This window comes from Streptomyces globosus (assembly GCF_003325375.1).
Taxonomy (GTDB): domain Bacteria; phylum Actinomycetota; class Actinomycetes; order Streptomycetales; family Streptomycetaceae; genus Streptomyces; species Streptomyces globosus_A.
Window position 1 is genome coordinate 6,173,325 of sequence record NZ_CP030862.1, and the last position, 23,707, is coordinate 6,197,031.

General features: G+C 72.7%; 16 protein-coding genes and 1 tRNA gene. 8 read left to right on the forward strand and 9 right to left on the reverse strand.

The features are described 5' to 3' along the window. Positions 1 to 115: 115 nt before the first annotated feature. From C0216_RS27395 to C0216_RS27415, 5 genes are all read right to left on the reverse strand, one after another. A complete protein-coding gene (locus C0216_RS27395; RefSeq protein WP_281277961.1) occupies positions 116 to 1,615 on the reverse strand; it encodes a serine/threonine-protein kinase in 1,500 nt (499 codons plus the stop codon). Then, positions 1,612 to 2,232 carry a hypothetical protein gene (locus C0216_RS27400; RefSeq protein WP_114057837.1) on the reverse strand — a complete coding sequence of 207 codons (621 nt, stop codon included), beginning with the start codon at positions 2,230 to 2,232 and terminating at the stop codon, positions 1,612 to 1,614. Before C0216_RS27400 ends, C0216_RS27395 begins: the two co-directional genes overlap by 4 nt. A gap of 327 nt (positions 2,233 to 2,559) precedes the next feature. After that, complete coding sequence (mfd, locus tag C0216_RS27405) at positions 2,560 to 6,090, reverse strand: transcription-repair coupling factor (protein ID WP_114057838.1); 3,531 nt, start codon at positions 6,088 to 6,090, stop codon at positions 2,560 to 2,562. 208 nt (positions 6,091 to 6,298) lie between these two features. Then, positions 6,299 to 8,824: an ABC transporter permease gene (locus C0216_RS27410; protein ID WP_114058959.1), complete on the reverse strand. Its 2,526-nt coding sequence runs from the start codon at positions 8,822 to 8,824 to the stop codon at positions 6,299 to 6,301. 56 nt (positions 8,825 to 8,880) lie between these two features. Further along, positions 8,881 to 9,657: an ABC transporter ATP-binding protein gene (locus C0216_RS27415; protein ID WP_428985462.1), complete on the reverse strand. Its 777-nt coding sequence runs from the start codon at positions 9,655 to 9,657 to the stop codon at positions 8,881 to 8,883. 309 nt (positions 9,658 to 9,966) lie between these two features. Between C0216_RS27415 and C0216_RS27420 the strand changes: the two genes are divergently transcribed. Further along, entirely contained in the window at positions 9,967 to 11,505 is a 1,539-nt protein-coding gene (locus tag C0216_RS27420) for an MFS transporter (RefSeq protein ID WP_428985463.1), read from the forward strand. A 46-nt stretch (positions 11,506 to 11,551) separates the two neighbouring features. Continuing rightward, positions 11,552 to 12,436 carry a hypothetical protein gene (locus C0216_RS27425; protein ID WP_216827113.1) on the forward strand — a complete coding sequence of 295 codons (885 nt, stop codon included), beginning with the start codon at positions 11,552 to 11,554 and terminating at the stop codon, positions 12,434 to 12,436. A 189-nt stretch (positions 12,437 to 12,625) separates the two neighbouring features. On the opposite strand, the gene C0216_RS27430 is transcribed toward C0216_RS27425, so the two are convergent. The 3 genes from C0216_RS27430 to C0216_RS27440 all read right to left on the reverse strand — a co-directional run bounded on the left by C0216_RS27430 (position 12,626) and on the right by C0216_RS27440 (position 17,222). Continuing rightward, positions 12,626 to 13,507: a cellulose-binding protein gene (locus C0216_RS27430; RefSeq protein WP_114057840.1), complete on the reverse strand. Its 882-nt coding sequence runs from the start codon at positions 13,505 to 13,507 to the stop codon at positions 12,626 to 12,628. Between the two features lie 135 nt (positions 13,508 to 13,642). Then, positions 13,643 to 16,219, reverse strand: coding sequence for an SUKH-4 family immunity protein (locus tag C0216_RS27435; RefSeq protein WP_114058961.1), 2,577 nt, complete (start codon positions 16,217 to 16,219; stop codon positions 13,643 to 13,645). A 7-nt stretch (positions 16,220 to 16,226) separates the two neighbouring features. Then, positions 16,227 to 17,222, reverse strand: coding sequence for an SMI1/KNR4 family protein (locus C0216_RS27440; protein ID WP_114057841.1), 996 nt, complete (start codon positions 17,220 to 17,222; stop codon positions 16,227 to 16,229). Positions 17,223 to 17,461: 239 nt separating this feature from the next. Between C0216_RS27440 and C0216_RS27445 the strand changes: the two genes are divergently transcribed. Beyond that, a complete protein-coding gene (locus tag C0216_RS27445; protein ID WP_114057842.1) occupies positions 17,462 to 18,013 on the forward strand; it encodes a YwqJ-related putative deaminase in 552 nt (183 codons plus the stop codon). An 11-nt stretch (positions 18,014 to 18,024) separates the two neighbouring features. Continuing rightward, positions 18,025 to 18,537: an SUKH-3 domain-containing protein gene (locus C0216_RS27450; RefSeq protein WP_114057843.1), complete on the forward strand. Its 513-nt coding sequence runs from the start codon at positions 18,025 to 18,027 to the stop codon at positions 18,535 to 18,537. A 21-nt stretch (positions 18,538 to 18,558) separates the two neighbouring features. Here C0216_RS27450 and C0216_RS27455 read toward each other — a convergent pair whose 3' ends face one another. Then, positions 18,559 to 19,845 (reverse strand): sensor histidine kinase, encoded by a 1,287-nt coding sequence (locus tag C0216_RS27455; RefSeq protein ID WP_114057844.1) that lies wholly within the window; start codon positions 19,843 to 19,845, stop codon positions 18,559 to 18,561. 131 nt (positions 19,846 to 19,976) lie between these two features. On the opposite strand from C0216_RS27455, the gene C0216_RS27460 reads away from it, so the two are divergent. The 4 genes from C0216_RS27460 (at position 19,977) to C0216_RS27475 (ending at position 23,651) form a co-directional block, all read left to right on the forward strand. Next, positions 19,977 to 20,891, forward strand: coding sequence for a hypothetical protein (locus C0216_RS27460; RefSeq protein WP_114057845.1), 915 nt, complete (start codon positions 19,977 to 19,979; stop codon positions 20,889 to 20,891). A gap of 7 nt (positions 20,892 to 20,898) precedes the next feature. Continuing rightward, positions 20,899 to 20,969 (forward strand) — tRNA-Gln (locus C0216_RS27465). 109 nt (positions 20,970 to 21,078) lie between these two features. Then, positions 21,079 to 22,527, forward strand: coding sequence for a bifunctional UDP-N-acetylglucosamine diphosphorylase/glucosamine-1-phosphate N-acetyltransferase GlmU (glmU, locus tag C0216_RS27470; RefSeq protein WP_114057846.1), 1,449 nt, complete (start codon positions 21,079 to 21,081; stop codon positions 22,525 to 22,527). 146 nt (positions 22,528 to 22,673) lie between these two features. Continuing rightward, the gene (locus C0216_RS27475; protein WP_114057847.1) at positions 22,674 to 23,651 is read left to right on the forward strand and encodes a ribose-phosphate diphosphokinase; all 978 of its coding nucleotides are present in this window, start codon (positions 22,674 to 22,676) and stop codon (positions 23,649 to 23,651) included. Positions 23,652 to 23,707 lie beyond the last annotated feature (56 nt).

The following is a 23,707-nucleotide window of genomic DNA, read 5'->3' on the forward strand; positions in this document are numbered from 1 at the left end:
AGGCCGTGCGGTGATCGATGGTATGCAGTCGGGGTGGTCCGGGCCACCCGTTCGACCAACGAGTCCCCTGGTGTCGCGGGTACGCCCCCGCCGCCCCCGGCCGGGCGGCACACGGTCAGCGGACCCGGGTCAGCCAATCCAGGGTCCGCCGGACCTCCGCGGAGAAGGGGTGCCCGGGGCCGTGCACGCGGTCCGCGTCGAACAGCAGCCGGGCCAGGGTGTCGTGCGCGGCGGGCCGGTCGCCCAGCGACAGCAGCAGGTGCCCGATCCGCCGCCGCACCTCAAGCGGCAGCCCCGGGTCCGGGTTGGCGTAGTGGTTCTCGAACAGCGGCAGCAGCGACCGGTACTCCGCCAGCGCCGCCGCCGGCTCGCCGAGCTGCTCCAGGCACTGCGCGGCGTCGTAGCGGAACCGCAGCGACTGCGGGTCGCCCGCGGGGAACTCGTCGGCCAGCCGGCGCAGTTCGGGCAGGGCCCGGCGGTACTGGCCGTCGTCCATCAGCGTGGCCGCGTACTGCTTGCGCAGGGAGCGCACCACGGGCGAGTGCTCGCCGTGCTGGGCGGCCGCGGCCGGGAGGATCCCGCCGAGGATGTCCACGGCCTGCGTCAGGCGGCCCTGGTCGAGCAGGCTGCGCGCCTCGTCGACGGCGGCTCCGATGTCCGGCCGCGGCGGGGCCGTCGGCTGCGGCGGGATCGCCGTGCTCCGGTCCGGCCACGGCGCGTGCGGCCGCAGGAAGGGGCGGCTCGGGTCCAGGGACGCCGACGGCGCGCCCTGCTTGGGCAGCAGCGGCGCCAGGGCCTCGTACACGGCCTGCGCGGAGGCGGGCCGGTCCTGCGGGTCCTTGGCCAGCATGTGGAGCAGTACGGCCTCCAGCTGGTGGGGGATCTCCGGGCGGGTCCGGCGCACGGGCGCCGGGGGCTCGTACAGGTGGCGGTGGAGCACGCCGAGCGCGGTGGAGCCGGCGAAGGGCACGTTCCCGCTGAGGAGTTCGTAGAGCAGCACGCCGAGCGCGTACAGGTCGGTGTACGGGCCGACCGCGCCGCCCATCGCCTGCTCGGGGGCCATGTACGCCGGGCTGCCGATCGGCGTGCCGGTGCTGGTGAGGCGGGTGGTGTCGGTGTCCATCACCGAGGCGACGCCGAGGTCGAGGACGAGGACGGTGCCGTCCGGGCGGACCATCACGTTCCGCGGCTTGAGGTCGCGGTGGACGATCGGCACCGCGTGCACCGCGGACAGCACCCCGCACAGCTGCGCGACCACCGACACCGCCCACGGCCACGGGTACGGGTCGTGCGCGGCCAGGTGGTCGGCGAGGTTCTCGCCCTCGACGTAGCCCATGACCAGGAACAGCTCGTCGCCGTCGCTGCCCGCGTCGTGGACCGTGACCAGGCCCGGGTGGTCCACCTGCGCCGTCACCCGGCACTCGCGCACGAAGCGGCGCCGCAGCTCCTCGGCGACGGAGCCGGGACCGGCCACCTTGTCCGGGCGGAGCAGCTTGACCGCGACGCGCCGGTCCAGGCGCTGGTCGTACGCCGTCCACACCTGGCCCATGCCGCCCTGGCCCAGCAGCGACGCGAGGCGGTAGCGCTCACCGATGATCCGGCCGTCGTCCGTCACCGGCCCGTGCCCTCACCGTCGGCCGGGGGCCGGTTCGGGTGCGGGGTCTCCTTGCGCAGCAGCTCGCTCAGCTCGTCGAGCTCGGCGCGGACCTGCCCGATGCGCGGCGGGGTGGCGGGGCCGGGTCCGGGCTGCGCCGGGCGCGGCACCGGGGTCGGCGTGTGGTGCACCGGCTGGTGCGGCTGCGGGTAGCCGTACGCCGGCCCGGCCGTCTGCTGCGGGGGCGCGTACGGGGCGGCGGGCTGCGGCGGGTACCAGGCGGCGGAGCGGGCCGCGGCCCTGGCCTCGTAGTGCCGGATGTCGGCGACGAGGAAGTAGATGCAGGTGGCGACACCGGTCAGGATCGTGCCGAAGGCGCCGGTGTTGCCCTGCCAGCCGTCGGTATTGGGCGTCGGGTCGGCGCCGATCAGCGCGAGCCAGCCGACGGTGAGGGCGAAGTTGACGGCGAGGAGGATCCAGTCGGCGGACTTGCGGGTCACGACCGCGAGCCGCAGCATCGTGGCCCATCCCAGGAAGCCGCAGGTGAGGACGGGCAGCAGGGCGAACAGCACGCGCAACGCCACCACACCCCCGGAACTGGGCTGGGGCTGCTGCGGCGGGAGGCCGGGGCCGTGCATCGCTGCTCCTGACGGACCGTGTCGACAAGTTCAGGTCTGAGGGTATACAGCGTTTCCGGCCGTCAGTGAGGGGATGCGCGCAACCGTTGCAGCCTCGCAGCACACGCCCCCGCCACGCGCCCCCGGCGAAGGTCCGCACCGCCCGCCGGCCGGCCGGCGGCACCGGGCTGGCCTCGTCCCACCGACCACACCCCCGGGGGGACAACCATGACCGTCAGCCGTTCCAGAGCGGTTGCCGCCGCCGTCGCCCCCGAGGACATCGTGGAGCCCTGACACGGCCGCGGCGGCCGGGACCCGCAGCAGGGGTCCCGGCCGCGGGCCGGCCGGTCAGGAGCCCAGGACCGTCGTCAGGAACTCGCCGGTCCAGGCCAGCAGTTCCCGGCCGACCAGCGGCTTCCCGCCGACCCGCGCCGTCTTCGGCCGCGGGACCAGCACCTGCGACGCCGCCGGCTTCAGCACCGACCCCGGGTAGAGCCGCTTCAGCCGCAGCTCCTGCGACTCCCGCAGCTCCACCGGCCCGAACCGCACGTTCGGCCCCTGGAGGGTGATGTCGCCGACCCCGCAGGCCCGTGCCAGCATCCGCAGCCCCGCCACCAGCAGCAGGTTCTCCACCGGCTCGGGCAGCTTGCCGTAGCGGTCGGTGAGCTCCTCCCGCACCGCCTTGACGTCCTCCTCGGAGTTCACCGAGGCGATCGCCCGGTACGCCTGCAGGCGCAGCCGCTCCCCCGGCGCGTAGTCGTGCGGGACGTGCGCGTCGACCGGAAGCTCGATCTTCACCTCCAGCGGCGGCTCCTCCTCCGCCCCGCCCTCGACGGCCGCCCGGTAGTCGGCCACCGCCTCGCCGACCATCCGGATGTACAGGTCGAAGCCGACGCCCGCGATGTGCCCGGACTGCTCCCCGCCGAGCAGGTTCCCCGCACCGCGGATCTCCAGGTCCTTCATCGCCACGTACATGCCGGCGCCCATCTCGGTGTGCTGGGCGATCGTCGCGAGCCGCTCGTGCGCGGTCTCCGTCAGCGGCTTCTCCGGCGGGTACAGGAAGTACGCGTACCCCCGCTCCCGGCCGCGCCCGACCCGGCCGCGCAGCTGGTGCAGCTGCGACAGGCCGAAGTTGTCGCCGCGCTCCACGATCAGGGTGTTGGCGTTCGAGATGTCGATCCCGGACTCCACGATCGTCGTCGAGACGAGCACGTCGAACTTCTTCTCCCAGAAGTCCACGACGACCTGTTCGAGGGCCTGCTCCGACATCTGCCCGTGCGCCGTCGCGATCCGCGCCTCCGGCACGATCTCCCGCAGCCGGGCCGCCGCCCGGTCGATCGACTCGACCCGGTTGTGGATGTAGAAGCACTGCCCCTCGCGCAGCAGCTCCCGCCGGATCGCCGCCCCGATCTGCTTCTCCTCGTACGGGCCGACGAACGTCAGCACCGGGTGCCGCTCCTCCGGCGGCGTGGTGATCGTCGACATCTCGCGGATGCCCGTCACCGCCATCTCCAGGGTCCGCGGGATCGGCGTCGCCGACATCGTCAGCACGTCCACGTTCGCCCGCAGCTTCTTCAGCTGCTCCTTGTGCTCGACGCCGAACCGCTGCTCCTCGTCGACGATGACCAGGCCGAGGTCCTTGAACTTCGTCTCCTGCGAGAACAGGCGGTGCGTGCCGATCACCACGTCCACCGAGCCGTCCTTCAGGCCCTCCAGGGTGGCCTTGGCCTCGGTGTCGCTCTGGAACCGCGACAGCGCCCTCACGTTCACCGGGAACTGGCTGTACCGCTCGGAGAACGTGCCGAAGTGCTGCTGCACCAGCAGCGTCGTCGGGACGAGCACGGCGACCTGCTTGCCGTCCTGCACCGCCTTGAACGCCGCCCGCACCGCGATCTCGGTCTTGCCGTAGCCGACGTCGCCGCACACCAGCCGGTCCATGGGCACGGACTTCTCCATGTCCTCCTTGACCTCGGCGATCGTCGTCAGCTGGTCGGGCGTCTCCGCGTACGGGAACGCGTCCTCCAGCTCGCGCTGCCAGGGCGTGTCCGGGCCGAAGGAGTGGCCGGGCGCCGCCATCCGCGCGCTGTACAGCTTGATCAGGTCGGCGGCGATCTCCTTGACCGCCTTCTTCGCGCGGGCCTTCGTCTTCGTCCAGTCGGCGCCGCCGAGCCGGTGCAGCGTCGGCGCCTCGCCGCCCACGTACTTGGTGACCTGCTCCAGCTGGTCCGTCGGGATGTACAGCCGGTCGCCGGGCTGGCCCCGCTTGGCGGGCGCGTACTCCACCAGCAGGTACTCGCGGGTGGCGCCCTGCACGGTGCGCTGCACCATCTCGATGTAGCGGCCCACGCCGTGCTGCTCGTGGACGATGTAGTCGCCCGCCTCCAGGGTGAGCGGGTCGATGGACTTGCGGCGCCGCGTCGGCATCCGGCCGAGGTCCTTCACGGCCGTCCGCTGCCCCGTCAGGTCCGTCTCCGTCAGGACCGCCAGCCGCAGCGCCGGGTCGACGAAGCCGGTGGCGAGCGCCCCGCACGCCACGTGGACGAGGCCGGTCGCCAGCTCGCCGAGCCCGGCCTCCAGGCGGGCCGCGATGCCCTCGCCGGACAGCACCTCGACGGTGCGGGCGGCGGGTCCGTGGCCCTCGGTCAGGTAGACGGTGCGCCAGCCGTCGGCGATCCAGCCCTTGGTGTCGGCGAGCGCGCGGGCGGTGTCGCCGCGGTAGGCCTCCGCGGCCTGCATGCCCAGCTTGAGGGTGTCGGCGGACAGCTCCTCGTCGGCGGCGAACGGCGAGACGGACCACCACATCATGCCGAGCTCGCGCGCCCGGTCGCGGACGTCGGCGATGCCGCGCAGCGAGGCGGCGCCGACGTCGATCGGGGCCTCGCCGCCGCCGGCGGTGGCCGCCCAGGACGCCATCAGGAACTCCTGGCTGGTGGCGACGAGGTCCGCGGCGCGCGTGCGGACCCGCTCCGGGTCGCAGACGACGGCCATCGACCCGGCGGGCAGCACGTCGACGAGGAGCTCCATGTCGTCGACGAGGACCGGCGCGAGGGACTCCATGCCCTCCACCGCGATCCCCTCGGCGATCTTCCCGAGGAGTTCGCCGAGCTCGGGGTGGTCCTCGGCCAGGGCCGCGGCCCGCTCGCGGACCTCGGCCGTCAGCAGCAGCTCGCGGCAGGGCGGCGCCCACAGCCCGTGCTCGGCGATCTCCAGGGACCGCTGGTCGGCGACCTTGAAGTAGCGGACCTCCTCGACCTCGTCGCCCCAGAACTCGATGCGCAGCGGGTGTTCCTCGGTCGGCGGGAACACGTCGAGGATGCCGCCGCGGACGGCGAACTCGCCGCGCTTCTCCACCAGTTCCACCCGCGCGTACGCGGCCGCCGCCAGCGCCTCGACGATGTCGCCGAGGTCGGTGCTCTCGCCCCGCCGCAGACTGACGGGCACCAGGTCCGCCAGGCCCTTGACCTGCGGCTGGAGCACGGACCGGATCGGTGCGACCACGACCGAGACAGGCCCGGCCGCCGGGTCGTCCTTGCTGGGGTGGACGAGCCGGCGCAGGACGGCCAGGCGGCGGCCGACGGTGTCGCTGCGCGGCGAGAGCCGCTCGTGCGGCAGCGTCTCCCACGACGGGAACTCGGCGACCTCGTCCGACGGCAGGAAGGAGCGCAGGGCGGCGGCCAGGTCCTCGGCCTCCCGGCCGGTGGCGGTGACCGCGAGGACGGTCCGCCCGGTGCGGGCGGCCAGCGCGGCGATCGCCAGGGGCCGTGCGGCGGGCGGGCCGACGAGGTCCACGTGCATCCGGTTGCCGTCCCCGGCCGCGGTGACCGCCTCGGTGAGGGCGGCATCCCGGGTGACGGCGTCGAGCAGTCCGTGCAGGCTCATGAAGGAGGCTTTCCATCCGGTGTAGAGGGCAGCGCGAGGGGCCCGACACGCGTGCGGGCCGGGAGTTCCACCCTACGCCCGCTCCCCCGGCCCCGGCCTCCGTCGGCACACCCCGCACCCCGCCCGCCGCCGCCCCCGCACACGGCGCGGCCCCGGCGCGCCCCTTTCCGGGGCCGCCGGGGCCGCACCGCCCCCGTACGACCGCCGGCTAGTCGCCGGCGATCGCGTCCAGGACGTTCATCCGCCCTGCCCGGAAGGCCGGGACCAGTGCGGCGAACAGGCCGACGAAGGCCGAGGCGGCGAAGACGCCGATGATCGTCGGCCAGGGGATCTCCAGCACCTTCAGCCCCTCCAGCGCCAGCAGCTGCTGGGCGGCGGCCCCCCAGCCCATGCCAAGGCCGAGGCCGAGGAGGGCGCCGAAGAGGGCGATGACGACCGACTCCAGGCGGATCATGCGGCGCAGCTGGCGGCGGGACAGGCCGATGGCGCGCATCAGGCCGATCTCGCGGGTCCGCTCGACCACGGAGAGGGCGAGGGTGTTCACGACGCCGAGCACGGCGACGACGATGGCGAGCCCGAGGAGCCCGTAGACCATGTTGAGCAGCTGGCCGACCTGGTCCTTCAGGTTCTCCTTGTAGTCGGTCTGGTTCAGCACCTGGTACTGCGGATAGGGGGCGAGCGCCGCCTTGACCGCCGCGTACGCCGGCTCCGCCTTCCCGTCCGCGGCCTTGGCCAGCAGCATGAACGGCCGCGGCATCTTCTCCGCCGGCACGTACTGCCCGGCGGTCGCCGTGGACACGTACATGACGCCCTTGTCGAGGTTGCCGTCGTCGGAGGTGATCGCCGCGACCTTCAGCCGGGCGGTCTTGCCGCCGGTGAACGCGACGGTCAGCTCGTCCCCGACCTTCACCCCGTGCTCGGCGGCGTAGAGCGAGCCGACCGACATCGCCCCGGCGCCGTAGGCCTGCGGGTGCTCGCCCGCGGTCATCTTGCGCCGCACGTCCTGCGCGTACGAGGGGTCGGTGACGCTGAGCTCCTCGTCCACGGTGCGGCCGTCCGGGGCGGTGACCTTGGCGGGGACGCCCCGGTAGGCGGTGACGTGGTCGAGGCCCGCGGTGGCGCGCAGCGCCTGCTCTGCCTGCGGCACGACCGGCTGGCCGGCGGGGGACTGCACGATGTAGTCGGCGCCGACGGACCGGTCGAGCTCGTCGGTCGCGGAGGCGACCATCGAGGACCCGACGACCGACAGGCAGGCGACCAGTGCCAGCCCGATCATCAGCGCGGCAGCGGTGGCGCCGGTGCGGCGCGGGTTGCGCAGCGCGTTCCGCTCGGCGAGCCGCCCCACGGCCCCGAACGGCCGCAGCACCGGCGCGGACAGCACCCGTACGACGACCCCGGCGAGCAGCGGCCCGATGACGACGAACCCGATCAGGGTGAACACCACGCCGAGTCCCAGCCAGGCCGAGCCGGTCGCGGCCCGGTCGGCGGCGACGGCCGCGGCGAGCCCCGCGGCTCCGGCACCGGTGAGGAGGAGCCCGACCACGGCCCGGATCCGGCCGGCCTTGCGGTCGCCGGGGGTGCCGGCGTCGCGGAGGGCGGCCATCGGGGAGACCTTCCCGGCCCGGCGGGCGGGGACGAACGCGGACACGACGGTCACGACCACACCGAGGACGAGACCGGTGACGGGCGTGGTCCACGCCACCGTCAGGTCATCGGTGGACAGGTTCATGCCCATCTGGCCCATCAGCTCCATGAGCCCGACGGCCAGCCCGATGCCCGCGCCGATGCCGAGCGCGGAGCCGATGGCCCCGAGCAGCAGCGCCTCGACGACCACGGACTTCAGCACCTGCCCGCTCTCGGCGCCGATGGCCCGCATCAGGCCGATCTCGCGGGTCCGCTGGGCGACCAGCATCGAGAACGTGTTGAAGATCAGGAAGATGCCGACCAGGAAGGCGATCCCGGCGAAGCCGAGCATCACGTACTTCATGACGTTCAGGAACGACGCGACGTCCTTGCGCCCGGCGTCCGCGGACTCCTTCGCGGTCTGCAGCTTGTACGTGTCAGCGCCGACCGCGGCGGCGACGTTCCGCTTCAGCTGCTCGTCGCTGACACCGTCCGCGGCGGTCACCGCCAGGTGCGTGAACACGCCGGGGGCCCCGAGGAGCTTCTCCTGCGCGGTCGCCGTGTCGAAGTAGACGACGGCCGCACCGGGGTTGGTGACGGTGAACGCGGCGATACCGCTGATCCGCGCCCGGACGTCACCGATCACGGTGATGGTGCGCAGCTCCTGGCCCAGCTCCAGCCGGTGCTTGCGGGCGGTGTCGGCGTCCACCATCATCTCGCCCGGCCCGCTCGGCGCCCGGCCCGAGGTGATCTTCATCGACCTCAGTTCGGCGGCGGACCAGTTGGCGGCGATCGTCGGAGCGCCGGTGGTGGAGCCGAGGTTCTCGTTCTTCCCGTTCACCAGCGTGACGGACATCGAGAGCACCCCGCCCTGCACGTCCGTCACACCGTCGACCCGGCGCACCTGCTCCAGCACGGACCCCGCAAGCACCTCGGGCCGGCCGCTGCGCGGCACGTCGTCGCCGTCCTCCGCCGCCTTCGGACTGACCGTGACGTCAGCGCCCGTCACGGCGAACAACTTGTCGAACGTCGTGTTCATGGTGTCGGTGAAGACCAGCGTCCCGCAGACGAACGCCACGGACAGCATCACGGCGACCGCCGACAGCAGCATCCGCCCCTTGTGCGCGACGAGGTTCCGCCGCGACGTCTTCAGCACCGCACCCGCGCTCACGAGGTCCGCCCCCGCGCGTCGAAGTCCTTCATCCGGTCCAGGACCTGCTCGGCGCTCGGCGCGTGCATCTCGTCGACGATCCGCCCGTCCGCGAGGAAGACGACCCGGTCGGCGTACGACGCGGCCACCGGATCATGCGTGACCATGACAATGGTCTGGCCGAGCTCGTCGACCGAACGCCGCAGGAACCCCAGCACCTCGGCCCCCGCCCGGGAGTCCAGGTTCCCGGTCGGCTCGTCACCGAAGATGATCTGCGGCCGGGCAGCCAGCGCCCGCGCCACCGCGACCCGCTGCTGCTGCCCCCCGGACAGCTCGGTCGGCCGGTGCTTCAGCCGCCCCGCCAGCCCCACCGTCTCCACGACCCGCTCCAGCCACTCCCGATCGGGCTTCCGCCCGGCGATGTCCATCGGCAGCGTGATGTTCTCCAGCGCGTTCAGCGTGGGCAGCAGGTTGAACGCCTGGAAGATGAACCCGATCCGGTCCCGGCGCAGCTGCGTCAGCTTCTTGTCCTTCAACCGCGTGATCTCGGTGTCATCCAGGTGGATCTCACCACTGGTCACGGTGTCCAGCCCCGCAAGGCAGTGCATCAGCGTCGACTTCCCCGACCCGGACGGCCCCATGATGGCCGTGAACCGGCCCCGCATGATGTCCACGTCGACATGGTCGAGAGCCACCACCCGCGTCTCACCCGAGCCGTACGCCTTGACGACCTGGCGCGCCCGGGCCGCGACGGCTTCATGGCCTCCAGTACCCCCGTGCCTGGTTTCGGTCATAGCCGTTGTCACGGTGCTTCCCCTCGTTCGTCTGCCTGTGCGGTCGAGTGTCGGCCGCACAGGGGCCCGGGCGCCCTGGTGCCCCTCGCCGTATCCACCGGGGGGTTAGCCCCACCCCGCGTATGAACCAGTTAAGGACGCCGCTCGCCGCGCCACCTCCTCCGCCGGGACGAACGGCCCCTGGGCCGTTGTAAGGAGCAGCCCCTAGGGGATCTGCACCCTTCGGCGGACGCGAGACGGGGGTTCCGCCGGGCATGCCGCGGTGAGAAGGTGTCCCCCGGCCAGTACGTGCACGGTGAAAGGATCCGGGTGGGCAGGCAGGAGAGCACCGGCGGACACCCCGGGGACGCCGCCGCCGGGCACATACCCGCCGGCCCGGCCGCTGCCGCGGGGCGCCCCCCGGCCTCCGTCGTCGCCGCCCTGATGCTCACCATGGCGCTCGTCGCCCTGGACGCCTCGGTGGTCGCCACCGCCGTCCCGCAGATCGTCGGCGACCTCGGCGGCTTCTCCGTCTTCTCCTGGCTCTTCGCCGGCTACCTCCTCGCCATCACCGTCACCCTCCCCGTCTACGGCCGGCTCTCCGACACCTTCGGCCGCAAACCGGTCCTCCTCTTCGGCACCGCCCTGTTCCTCGCCGGCTCCCTGCTGTGCGGGGTCGCCTGGGACATGGCCTCGCTGATCGTGTTCCGCATCGTGCAGGGCCTGGGCGGCGGCGCCCTGCAGGGCACCGTCCAGACCCTCGCCGCCGACCTGTACCCGCTGAAGGACCGCCCGCGGATCCAGGCCCGCATGTCCTCCGTGTGGGCCGCCTCGGCCCTCGCCGGCCCGGCCCTCGGCGGACTCCTCGCCGGATACGCCGACTGGCGGTGGATCTTCCTCGCCAACCTGCCGCCGGCCGGGCTCGCCCTCTGGCTGGCCGCCCGCCACCTCTCCGAACCGGCCCGCGCCCCCGGGGGCCGCGGCCCCGTCGACTGGGCCGGCGCCCTCACCATCGCCGCCTGCGGCAGCGTCCTGCTCTTCGCTCTCGTCCAGGGCGGTGTCGCCTGGCCGTGGCTCTCCTGGCCGTCCCTCGCCCTGCTGGCCGCCGGCGCCGCCCTCGCGGCCGCGGTCGTCGCGGTCGAACGCCGGGCCGCCGACCCGATCCTGCCCGGCTGGGTGTGGCGGCGGCGCACCATCGCCGCCGTGAACCTCGCCCTGGGCGCCCTCGGCCTCCTGATGGTCGCCCCGACCGCGTTCGTCCCCACGTACGCCCAGACGGTCCTCGGCCTCGACCCGGTCACCGCCGGGCTCGTCATGTCCGCGATGACCCTCAGCTGGCCGCTGTCCGCGGCCCTGAGCCAGCACGTCTACCGCCGCATCGGCTTCCGCGACACCGCGGCCCTGGGCATGGCGGCCGCCGCCCTGGCCCTCTTCGCGTTCACCCGGCTCCCCTACCCGGGGAGCCCCTGGCAGCCGGCCCTCGCGATGCTGGCCCTGGGCGCAGCCCTGGGCCTGTTCCAACTCCCCCTGATCGTCGGCGTCCAGTCCACGGTCGGCTGGGCGGAACGCGGCACCACGACGGCCTCGGTCCTCTTCTGCCGCCAGGTCGGCCAGAGCCTGGGCGCGGCGCTCTTCGGCGCCGTCGCCAACGCCACCCTCACCACCCACCTGACCGGCGGCCACACCCTGGAGGCGATCCCGGAGGCCCTGGACACCGAAGCAACGGCCGAACCCGTCCGCCAAGCGGTGGCCACGGCGGTGGACCACGTCTTCCTCGGCGCAACGGCCGCAGCCGTGGCAGCCCTGGCCGTCCTCCTCTTCCTGGCCCCGCGCCGCTTCCCGGTCCTCCCCGACCAGCAGTTGTCATGACCGCCACCCCCCGAGTAGACCTGTCCGACAACCACACGGGGGAGACATGACACACACACTCCTGGCCCTGGCACTCTTAACACTGCTGACGGGCCTGATCACCCGGCGCCTGCGCCGCAGCCCCGCCTTCCTCACCGGCCGCGACGGCCGCCTCTCGACCTCGACCGCCCTGGCCCTCGCCTGGACGGTCATCCTGGTCTGGCTCCTCCTCGCGGTCCTCGCCCACGCCCTCACGACAGGCCACAGCACCCGCTACCTCAACGCCGACCCCGGCCCCCTGTCGCCCCTCGCCACGGTCTACCTGCCACTCCTGGGCGGCCCGTACACGGCCCTCATCGGCGCCAAGGCCGTCGTGGGCATCCGCCTCCAGCAGGGCACCCTCGCGAAACCGGCCCCCACCTCACCCCACCGCCCGCTCCGCGAGCTCATCGCCAACGACAGCGGCCGCACCGACCTGGTCGACCTCCAGTACGTAGCCCTGAACGCCGTGACGATGCTCTACGTCGTCGCCGCGTTCCTCGCCAACGCAGAAGCAGGCCTCCCCGACCTCCCGTCCCAGCTCTGGGCCCTGACCGGCGCCCCCGCGGGCGCGTACCTGCTCAACAAACTGGCGACCCGCCCCAACCCGGTCATCACGGCGGTGTCCCTCACGGAGGACACCCTCACGGTCCGAGGCGGCGGCTTCACCCCGGACGCCCGCCTGGAACTGAACGGCACCCCGGTCCCCACCACATCCCCCACCCCCGACACCCTGACCACACCCCTCCCCCACCCCACCCACCCCATCACCGCAGTCGTCACAGCCCGCGGCCTCCGCAGCGACCCGTACACCCACACACCGACCCCGGACACACCGGCGGACGAACTCACACCCCCGGGGGCTCGGCCCGGCCGGCGACGGGGGCGGGGCGGGGTGCCGTCCGGGGTGTAAAACGTGATGTGTGGCCCAAACTCCGCACCCCACACAACTCCCGCCAAGGGGCCATAAATCATGCCTACCCCGGACGGCACCCCGCCCCGCCCCCGGCACCGGCCCCACCCGAAGCCCCCGCCCACCAGCCCCGCCGGCGCTTGAGGCGCGGGGGCGCGGGGGCAGAGCCCCCGCAAGCACCAGCCGGCCTCAGCCCTCCGCCGGCGCCGGCCGCCCCGTCAACGCCGCCAGACTCGCCCGCACATGACTCATGTGCGCCCGCATCTCGTCCTCGGCCTCCGCATGCTCCCGCAGGATCCGCTCGGTCTCCCGCCCGATCCGCTCCTCCCGCACACGCGCCTGCGCCAGCAGCTCGGCGGCCTGTGCCTCCGCGTCCTCCTGCCCGTGCCGGGCAGCCTCCTCCGCCTCGGCGAGCCCCCGCCGCGCCTCGGCAAGCCGCCCCTCGACATGCCGCTCCAGCTCGGCAAGCCGGTCGTCAAGCCCGTTCTCCCGTACGGCGAGGGCCCGTTCGGCAGCCTCCCACCGCTCGGCCTGCTCCTGCTCCTGCTCGGCAAGCAGCTCGTGCGCCCGCCGCCGCGTCTGCGCGAGCACGGCCTCCGCCTGGTCCCGCCACCCGGCCGCATCCTCCCGGGCCGCGGCACGCAGCGCATCCGCCTCCCGCTCGGCGGCGAGCAGCCCCTGCCGGGCCCGCACCTCGGTCTGCTCCCGCACGGCCTGCGCATCCTGCCGCGCCAGCTCGGCAACCCGTTCGGCATGCGCATCGGCCGCGGCCAGCGCATCGGCGGCGTCGGCCCGCGCGTCGGCCCGCAGCGATTCGGCCTCCTCCAAGGCGAGCGCGAGGATCCGCCGGGCCCGCTCGCTCAGCTCGTCGTACGTCTGCGGCGGCAGCGCGGCGACGACCTCCCGCAGCCGCTCCGCCTCCCCTTCCATCTGCTTGGCGAGCACGGTCAGCCGCGCCACCCGCTCCCAGGCCTCGTCCCGGCTGCCGGAGAGCCGCGCGAGACAGCGGTCCACCTGGTCCGTGCGGTAGCCGCGGCGTACGGTCGCGAAACCCTGTCCGTGAGGTGACATGCGTGCAGCCATCCTGGAAGCGCCTCTCTCGCGGGGATTGCTGTCAAGCATGCGCCATGGGCCCCCTGAAGCCCGAATGGCCGGGCCGGGACCCCCGACAAGGGTCCCGGCCCGGCCACACCAGTGATCATCCGATCAGAGCAGTCCGTCCCACATCTGCTCCAGCAGCACCGACCACCAGCTCTCCGGCGAGGTCAGCGCGGCACTGTCCAGGCCGGCCAGATTCGCCTGGAAATCGACGGTCCAGCGCCCCGCCTGTTCGGGCGTCAGATGCTGCCGCAGCCGCCACATGTGCCCCAGCATGGCGATCGACCGCGCGAACTGCGGCAGGCTGGAGTTCACGAACTGCGGCGGCACGGGCGCCCCGCCCGGCCCGCCCTCGACGGGCACCGCGACGATGTGCGCCGTCCCGTACTGCACGCACAGCGCCTTCCCGAAGTCGCTGCCGATGACCAGGTACGAGCCCGCGTCCGACGCGGGCTGCACCTGCCGCTGCACCGCCAGCTCGGCCAGGGTCGGCACCGGCTGCCCGGGAACGGCCTGCGCCCAGAAGAACGGCCCGAAGTCCGTCGGCAGGCCGGCCCACATCAGCGTCTGCGCGACGATGTCGGGCACACCCTGCCGGGACACCGCCCGCTGGTCGAAGCGGAACACACCCTGCGGCCCGAACGCTCCGGCAAGCTCCGCACCGATCGCGTCGAGCGGGATCGCCGGCTGGAGCGGCACCTGCGGCAGCGGTGCCCGCACGGGGGCGGGGCGCGCCGGACCGTCGGCCACCTGGTGCAGTTCGCCCTGGTGGGTCAGCAGGTGGCGCATGCCGGCCTGGCGCCCGGCGTGGTCCTTCCCGTACGGGGCGACACTGGTGATCCGCACCTGCGGCCAGGTCTCGCGGATCATCCGGGCGCAGTAGCCGCCGGGCAGCTCGCAGGACTCCAGCTCGGTGTGGAGTTCCAGCACCTGCTGCGGCGGCACGTTCATGGCGCGCAGCTCGTGCAGGATCTGCCACTCGGGGTGCGGGGTGCCGGGCGCGGAGCGGCGGATGATCTGCTGCTCGGAGCCGTCGTTGCCGCGGTAGCGGAGCACGGCCTGGTAGCCGGGGCCCACCGTGGGCGTGCCCGTGGCGGCGGGCGCGGGCGGCGGCGCGGAGGGGCCGGCCACCACGGCGGGCCCCGCCAGCATCGTCGCGGCGTGCTCGACGCCGCCGGGGGGCGTACCCGGCCCACCGGGAGCGGCGGGAGGCGCGGGCGGCTGCGCACCCGGCGCGGGCGGCGGCCCGGGAGGCGCAGGCGGCCCGCCCACCACAGCAGGCCCGGCCAGCATCGTCGCAGCATGATCCAACCCACGCCCCAGCGACCCCGGAGCACCCGGCGGACCCGGAGGCGCAGGCGGCTGCCCCGCACCAGCCCCCGGCACACCAGGAGCACCCGGCGCAGGCGGCGGCCCCGGAGGCACAGGCGGCCCACCCACCACAGCAGGCCCGGCCAGCATCGTCGCAGCATGATCCAACCCACGCCCCAGCGACCCCGGAGCACCCGGCGGACCCGGAGGCGCAGGCGGCTGCCCCGCACCAGCCCCCGGCACACCAGGAGCACCCGGCGCAGGCGGCGGCCCCGGAGGCACAGGCGGCCCACCCACCACAGCAGGCCCGGCCAGCATCGTCGCGGCATGGTCCAGCCCGCGCCCCATCGACCCCGGAGCCCCGGGCGGACCCGGAGGCGCAGGCGGCTGCCCCGCACCAGCCCCCGGCACACCGGGAGCGGAAGGGGGCGCGGGCGGCCCGACGGGCGCCTTGCCGGTGGGCTCCTGCGCCAGCGCCTCCGGCGACCCGGGCGGCGCAGCGGGCGCAGCCGACGGCACGGGCGGCGCCCCGCCCAGATCAAGCGCGGGCGCGATCGCAGTCCTCGGCAGCGCACTGCCCGCGGGCATGAGCTGCGTCCGGGCCTCCGAGGACTCCGACGGCGCCGCCCCCGCATCGTCCAGGTCCGACCCGGACAGCGGCGGCGCGAACACGGTCGCAGGCAGCGGCACCGAGGCGTCATCCGCACCCGGCGTCACATCCGTACCCGCCCACGGCGTGGCCCCGACGGGCACCCCGCCCTCGGCGGTCGGCTCGTACGGCACCTCGCGCCGCAGCGGCACCGGCTCCGACACCTCGGCGGCCGCAGCCGGGACAGCCCCGTCCCCGGAGGCGACGACACCCGCACCCGAAGACGCACCGGCAAGACCATCGCCAGAACCGGGCGGAGCCTCAGCCGAAGCAGAAGCAGAAGCAGGCTCCGCAACCGGATCAGACGCCCCAGCCTCAGCAGACGCCCCAGCCGCAGCCGCAGCCGGCGGAATCCCCGCCCGGTCCGCAGCCTCCTGCAGCCACTCCGGAGGACTCAGCATGAACGACGTCTGCTCCGAGTCGATCCGCGGTGCCGGCACCGACGGCTCCGCCGCCGGCACCGCCGCAACCCCGTACTCCTCCTCGTACCGGCGGATGACCTCACCCACCGGCAGCCCCGGCCACAACGTCACCTCGCCGCTGTCCCGCGCAATCACCAACCGCTGCCGACCACCACCGGCCACCGGCCCGCCCGCACGATCCTCAGCCCACACCACGAAGCCGAGCCCGAACTCCCGCACCCGCACCTCCCGATGCTGGTACGGCGGCACGCCCCCGTTGATCCACTCCTCGGCGCGCTCCTGCGCCTGCGCAAACGTCACCACCGCGCCGTCACCCTTCCACCGGTGCGCCACCCGGCACCGGAACCGAACGCGCGAATCCGCCGTCCACCATCAGACCGGCCACCGTCTCCAACTCAGGGGGATTTCCCGCCAACTTCTCGAGAAAGGCATCGAAATCCGCACCGCACGGCAGCAACAGCCGCTCCACACGCTCCTGCACCGACCAACCGTCCCGGTCGCGCCCGTCGTCGTACGGGGAGAACCACACCGAGCCGATGCCCTCGCCCCTGACCTTCACCGCCAGCAGACCACCCTGCGCGAACGCCACACACAGGTAGTCCTTCGTCAGATGGTCCCGCAGGCACTTGTTCACGTACACCAGGTCATTGACGGCAGCCTCCTCACGCACCGTGAAGAACGGCTGGTCGACCAGCACACCCAGGTCCACGTCCAGACCCGCACCGACCGGCGCACACCCGCCCGCAGCCTTCAGGAACGCCCGATAGGCCTCCGGCAGCCGGTAGCCGAGGTCCTCCTCGACCCCCTGCACCTGCTCCTCACCCACCGACACCGCAGCCTTCGGCAGCGCCAGGTGCACCGGGCGCACCTCCTGAAGCGGACGCGTACCCCGCTTCCCGTGGTCCACAGGAGCCGTCGCCAGACCGGCATGGTGCCGCAGCAGCGCCTTCACCTCGACCGGCACCAACTCCATACGCCGCGTCCCCGCCACGTGGTGCCACGTCCAGCCGTGCGGCGTCGCCACCGGCCCGACCGTGTCCCACAGGGGATGCCCGGCAGCCCGCATCGCCGCATTCGCCGACACATAGTCCGTCAACCGCAGCTCATCCACACCGAACCCCTCCGGAGGCTCGGCGATCTCCACCGCCGCACGCGCATACGGCGAGAAATCCGGATGTCCCTGCGCACCCATCCGCACGCCCAGGGGATGCCGAGCAGCCCGGACCGGGTCCGGGAAGTGCACGACCTGCCCCGAATACGCGGCGTTGGGTGGCGCGGCCTGCTCGCCGAGCCGACCTGTCGTCATGGCAGTAGCCCCCTGCTGGATCTGGCTGGTTCCCCACAGCCTATGCGGTGAGGCAAGACCGGCCCCCGCCCCCGACCCGGTCCGTCCCACCCACCCCCACCATGACCGCAAACATCCGAATTGATACGAATATTCGACCCAGGTTCCACACCCCGGACAACATTTGACAGGCTGTCCCGCAAGCACGGGGGCGTGCGCACCAGCGGCCACCACCGCAGCCACGGGAGGGAAGACGCACCATGCAGAACACAGCGGCACGCACAGCCGCCCGCACACAAGCCACTGCGGAGACCGGCCCCGGAGCCACCGGAGACCCCCGCCTGCGCTGGAGCACCGCCGACCACACCGCAGTACCCGTACCGCGCTTCCGCCGCGACGGCATCCTGCCCACCGTCGCCGCAGCCCTCTCCGTCCGCGGCGAAATCCTCACCAGCACCGCCGGCAAAGCCGACCAGCCGCCCGCACTCCACCCGCTCGTCCAGGACTACCTCGACACCCTCACCAGCAGCCAGCGCGAACGCTTCACCGGCCGCTGCCCCGAAGCCATCCTCCTCTCCCGCCACCTCACCACCACCGAAAACACCCGAAGCAAACGCGCCTCCCGCAAACCCCTCACCGCGAACGAGGCCCGCCGCTCCCTCAAGAACTCCAAGATCACCGCACGCCGCATCCGCGAGGCCGGCGACCCCCTCCACGGCACCTACGCACCCCCCTGCCGCTCCTGCGAAGCCCTCCTCACCCACTTCGGCGTCCGCCACGTCGACCTCACCCCCGCCTCAGAAAAGGCCTGAACCACACCACCATGACCACCCCCTCCGCCTCCTACGACCGCTCCTCCGCCACCCGCTTCCCCACCACCGTCGACCACGCACTGCGCACCGCCGGCTGGGAACCGGGCCGCTGGGACATCAAGCAGGCCGAATACTGGGCCGACGCCCTCCGCGACCACACCACCCCCGCCGGCCACCGCCACACCGTCTTCCCCGCAGCCGTCGAAGCCTGGGCCGAGTTCGGCGGCCTCACCATCACCGCACCCGGCCCCGGCCGGCAGATAGCACCCGTCCCCGTCCGGCTCGACCCCCTCACGGGCCTCCACCTCGCCCGCACCCTCGCCGACCTCGGACGCGCCCTCAACACCCAGCTCTGCCCCCTCGGCACCGACTCCGACGGCGACTCCCACCTCGCCATCGACCAGGAAGGCCGCGTCTACGCCATCGACCACACCGGCGACTGGTACCTCGGCCCCCGCATGGACGAAGCCCTCACCCTCCTCCTGACCGGCCTCCAACCGGCACGCCTCACCAGCGCCCCCTGACACCCACCAGGCGGCCGCCCCTCACCCCCGCGGCACGCCCGGCAGCACCGCCGACACCCGGAACCCGCCCGCATCCGTCGGACCGGACACGAACACCCCGCCCAGCCCGACCACCCGCTCACGCATCCCCACCAACCCGTTCCCCCCACTCGGCAACCCCGGCAGAGCAGCACCCGCCACCCCCGGCCCGTTCTCCACCTGCACCGCCACCTCCCCCTCACGACGCCCCAGCCGCACCACCACCCGCGCACCCGGCGCATGCTTGTGGCAGTTCGTGAGCGCCTCCTGCACCACCCGGTACGCCGTCTGCTCCACCACCGCCGGATACGCCCCCGCCGCACCCCGCACATCCAGCTCGACGACCATCCCCGCCGCCCGCGACTGCCCCACCAGCGCCTCAAGCCCCGCCAGCCCCGGCCCGTCCTCCCCACCCGGAGACACCGGCACCACAGGCGCCGGCACCCGCTCCACCACCCGCTCCACCCGCTCCGGCCGCTCCGGCCGCGGCGTCCGCAGCACCCCGAGCATCTCCCGCAACTCCGTCAACGCCTGCCGACCCATGTCCCCCACCAGCGCCGCATTCTGCGCCGCCTTCACCGGATCCTTCACCGCCACCGCCTGCACCGCCGCCGCATGCACCACCATCAGCGACACCCGGTGCGCCACCACGTCGTGCATCTCCCGCGCGATACGCGTCCGCTCCTCCGTACGGGCCCACTCCGCCCGCTCCTCCGCCCGGTCCGCCAGCAGCGACAGCTCCCGCTCCAGCGAATCCGCCCGCTCCTGCAGGCTCTCCATCAGCCGCCGCCGCGCCCCCACGTACATGCCGAGCAGCACCGGCGGCACCGTCAGCGCCACCGCCATGAACAGCGACAGGCCCACCACCAGCGTCCGCCCGGCCTCCTCCTCCCCGACGGTGCGCACGTACGTCACCACGAAGGTGGCGGCGAAGGACATCACCGAGAGCGTGGCGGTGATCCGCCGCGGCACCTCGCAGGCGGCGAGCGTGTACAGCCCCACCAGGCTGAGCAGAAAGCCCATCTCCGCCGGCGTGACGGCGATGCCGACGAGCACCACCGCGATGGGCATCCGCCGCCGCAGCACGACGACGGCCCCGGTCAGCGCCCCGAACAGCACCCCGAGCACCACGGGCACGCCGGTGTCACGGGCGAAGACCACCCCCTCCGCGGCGCACTCCGCGACCGACACCCCCGCCAGCGACACGTCCAGCACGGCGGCCCGCCGCCGGTCCCACCACAGGGGCCCGTCCCGCCCGTCCCCACCCTGCTCTTCCCCCGAAACGGCCATACGCCCCACCCTACGCAGCGCCCCCAGCACACCGGCGACGGGAATTCCCGCGAACCACCGGTATTCGCACGTACGACTGAATCATCCGCCCACCAAGACCTGAATCCCACATTCCGGACGACAGTGAGCGCATGACCCAAACCCGACACGGCCGCGGCGACGACACCGGCGGCCTGCGCAACGGCACGGCGTCCTTCGAGGCCCTCCGCGACCAGGCCGTCGCCCTCCGCCGCCAGGGCCTCAGCCGACGCCAGATCCGCGACCGCCTCCACGTCCACAACAACGACATCCTGACCCGCCTCCTCGAAGGCGAGCCGCCACCCGACTGGACCCGCCGCCCCAACGCCAAGGACGACCTCCGCGCCCGCGCCCGCGAGCTCCGCCTCCAGGGCATGACCTACGACCGGATCCAGCTCGAACTGGGCTGCTCGAAGAGTTCGATCTCCCTCTGGGTCCGCGACCTGCCGAAACCGGACCTCCGCTCGCCGCAGGAGCAGGGGCGCGAAGGGGCGCACAAACACTGGTCCATCGAAGGCCCCCGCAGAGAGGCCGAGCGCAGCGCCGCCATCGACGCCGCGAGGAGCGAGGTCGGCACGATGTCCGACCGCGAGCTCTTTCTCACAGGCGTAGCCCTGTACTGGGCAGAGGGGAGCAAGAGCAAGCCGTACCGCCGGGACGAAAGCGTGATCTTCGTGAACAGCGATCCGGGGATCATCCGGGTCTACCTGGCATGGCTGAAGCTCTTGGACGTGGGCCCGTCCCGCTTGCGCTTCCGCGTGATGGTCCACGAGACGGCGGACGTGCGAGGAGCCGAGTCGTACTGGGCTGCCATTGCCGGAGTGGATCCGACGGAACTTCAGAAGACGACACTCAAGAAGCACAACCCGCAGACTGTTCGCAAGAACACCGGCGAGAACTATCGGGGCTGCCTGGTGGTCCGGGTGTCCGCCGCACGCGACTTGTACCGTCGCATCGAAGGCACTTGGTGCGGCATAGTAGGTGCCGTCAATCCGGGCCAGAATAGCGAAATGTCCGATTCGGGTTGATCTATTATCCCCTGTGGTGTAATGGCAGCACTGAGGTTTTTGGTACCTTATGTCCGGGTTCGAATCCTGGCAGGGGAGCAATAGCGGTTCGGGTCCTGACCGGAAGGTCAGGACCCGCCCTCGTTTACGGCGTCTGGCCCCCCGGTATCCTTCGGAAGTCCACCACCCGAAGCCGAAGGGCACACCCGTGAGCGCCAACCGCCCGGCAGCCGTCGTCGTACTCGCAGCGGGTGAGGGCACCCGCATGAAGTCGGCCACTCCCAAGGTCCTCCACGAGATCTGCGGGCGGTCGCTCGTCGGACACGTCGTCGCCGCCGCGCGCGAGCTGGACCCCGAGCACCTCGTGGTCGTCGTCGGCCACGCCCGTGAGCAGGTCTCGGCGCACCTCGCCGAGATCGACGCGGACGTCCGCACCGCCGTCCAGTACGAGCAGAACGGCACCGGCCACGCGGTCCGCATGGCGCTGGAGGAGCTGGGCGGGTCCGTCGAGGGGACCGTCGTCGTCGTGTGCGGGGACACTCCGCTGCTGACGGGTGAGACGCTCGGCGCCCTGGTCGCGACGCATGCCGCCGACGGCAACGCCGTGACCGTCCTGACGGCGGAGGTCCCGGACTCCACCGGGTACGGCCGCATCGTGCGCGACCAGGAGACCGGTGCGGTCACCGCGATCGTGGAGCACAAGGACGCGACCGACGCGCAGCGCGCGATCCGTGAGATCAACTCCGGGGTGTTCGCGTTCGACGGCGCCCTGCTCGCCGATGCGCTGGGCAAGGTCCGGACGGACAACAGCCAGGGCGAGGAGTACCTGACGGACGTGCTCGGCATCCTGCGGGAGGCCGGCCACCGGGTGGGTGCGTCGGTGGGGAGCGATCACCGGCAGATCCTGGGGATCAACAACCGTGTGCAGTTGGCGGAGGCGCGGGGGCTGCTGAACGCGCGGCTGCTGGAGCGGGCGATGCTGGCGGGCGTGACGGTGGTGGATCCGGGGAGCACGTTCGTCGATGTGTCGGTGACTTTCGGCCAGGACGCGCTGGTGCATCCGGGTACGCAGCTGCTGGGTGCCACGCATGTGGGTGAGGGTGCCGAGGTGGGTCCGAACACGCGGCTGCGGGACACGCGGGTGGGTGCGGGTGCGCGGGTGGACAACACGGTGGCGGAGTCGGCGGTGATCGGTGCGTCGGCGTCGGTGGGTCCGTACGCGTACCTGCGGCCGGGGACGAACCTGGGTGTGAAGGCGAAGGCCGGCACGTACGTGGAGATGAAGAACGCGACGATCGGTGAGGGCACGAAGGTGCCGCACCTGTCGTATGTGGGTGACGCGACGATCGGGGAGTACACGAACATCGGTGCGGCGAGCGTGTTCGTGAACTACGACGGTGAGCACAAGCACCACACGGTGGTGGGCTCACATTGCAAGACGGGTTCGGACAACATGTTTGTGGCGCCCGTCACGATCGGGGACGGTGCCTACACGGCGGCCGGGTCGGTGATCACGAAGGATGTGCCGCCGGGTGCGTTGGCCGTGGCGCGGGGCCAGCAGCGGAATATCGAGGGTTGGGTGGCTCGGAAGCGGCCGGGGAGTGCGGCTGCCTCGGCGGCGCAGTCGGCGGCCGGTGAGGGGTCCTCGGGGGCCTGAGCGGCCCTTCCGGGTGAACTGTCCGGAAACAGGTGCGCCGGGGACGGCGTACCGTGGTAGGTGCACGCAATTCGGCTGGCTCACCGTGTGCGGGACGGACGCACATGGGGGCGAGCAGCTTTCAACACGTCTGAGGAGACTGTGCTGTGACCGGGATCAAGACGACCGGCGAGAAGAAGCTGATGCTCTTCTCCGGCCGCGCCCACCCCGAGCTGGCCGAGGAGGTTGCGCACCAGCTGGGCGTCCAGCTCGTGCCGACCAAGGCTTTCGACTTCGCCAACGGTGAGATCTACGTCCGCTTCCAGGAGTCGGCGCGTGGTGCGGACTGCTTCCTGATCCAGAGCCACACGGCTCCGATCAACAAGTGGGTCATGGAGCAGTTGATCATGCTGGACGCGCTGAAGCGCGCGTCGGCCCGGTCGATCACGGTGATCATTCCGTCGTACGGGTATGCCCGCCAGGACAAGAAGCACAAGGGCCGTGAGCCGATCTCGGCGCGTCTGGTGGCGGATCTGCTGAAGACCGCGGGTGCGGACCGCATCCTGACGGTGGACCTGCACACGGACCAGATCCAGGGCTTCTTCGACGGCCCTGTCGACCACTTGTCGGCGCTGCCGGTCCTCGCGGACTACGTGGGCGCGAAGGTGGACCGGACGAAGCTGACGATCGTGTCGCCGGATGCCGGCCGTGTGCGTGTCGCGGACCGCTGGTGTGACCGTCTGGACGCGCCGCTGGCGATCGTGCACAAGCGGCGTGACAAGGACGTCGCGAACCAGGTGACGGTTCACGAGGTGGTCGGTGAGGTCAGGGGCCGGGTGTGTGTCCTGGTCGACGACATGATCGACACGGGTGGCACGATCTGCGCGGCGGCGGAGGCGCTGTTCGCGCACGGTGCGGAGGATGTGATCGTGACGGCGACGCACGGCATCCTGTCGGGGCCGGCGGCGGACCGTCTGAAGAACTCGAAGGTGAGCGAGTTCGTGTTCACGGACACGCTGCCGGACCCGTCGGACCTGGAGCTGGACAAGATCACGGTGCTGTCGATCGCGCCGACGATCGCGCGTGCGGTCCGTGAGGTGTTCGAGGACGGTTCGGTGACGAGCCTCTTCGAGGAGCAGCAGTAGCAGGAGCGGGATGGGTCCCCGGGGTGCCGGCCGTGGTGGTCGGCGCCCTGTGGGAG

Bases quoted from the DNA above. Each gene is read 5' to 3' on its own strand.
- C0216_RS27440 (WP_114057841.1), bottom strand. From the start codon at position 17,222: ATGACGACAGGTCGGCTCGGCGAGCAGGCCGCGCCACCCAACGCCGCG.
- C0216_RS27400 (WP_114057837.1), bottom strand. From the start codon at position 2,232: ATGCACGGCCCCGGCCTCCCGCCGCAGCAGCCCCAGCCCAGTTCCGGG.
- C0216_RS27430 (WP_114057840.1), bottom strand. From the start codon at position 13,507: ATGTCACCTCACGGACAGGGTTTCGCGACCGTACGCCGCGGCTACCGC.
- C0216_RS27455 (WP_114057844.1), bottom strand. From the start codon at position 19,845: ATGGCCGTTTCGGGGGAAGAGCAGGGTGGGGACGGGCGGGACGGGCCC.
- C0216_RS27415 (WP_428985462.1), bottom strand. From the start codon at position 9,657: ATGACCGAAACCAGGCACGGGGGTACTGGAGGCCATGAAGCCGTCGCG.
- C0216_RS27445 (WP_114057842.1), top strand. From the start codon at position 17,462: ATGCAGAACACAGCGGCACGCACAGCCGCCCGCACACAAGCCACTGCG.
- C0216_RS27460 (WP_114057845.1), top strand. From the start codon at position 19,977: ATGACCCAAACCCGACACGGCCGCGGCGACGACACCGGCGGCCTGCGC.
- C0216_RS27425 (WP_216827113.1), top strand. From the start codon at position 11,552: ATGACACACACACTCCTGGCCCTGGCACTCTTAACACTGCTGACGGGC.
- C0216_RS27450 (WP_114057843.1), top strand. From the start codon at position 18,025: ATGACCACCCCCTCCGCCTCCTACGACCGCTCCTCCGCCACCCGCTTC.
- C0216_RS27410 (WP_114058959.1), bottom strand. From the start codon at position 8,824: ATGCTGCTGTCGGCGGTCGCCGTGATGCTGTCCGTGGCGTTCGTCTGC.
- mfd (WP_114057838.1), bottom strand. From the start codon at position 6,090: ATGAGCCTGCACGGACTGCTCGACGCCGTCACCCGGGATGCCGCCCTC.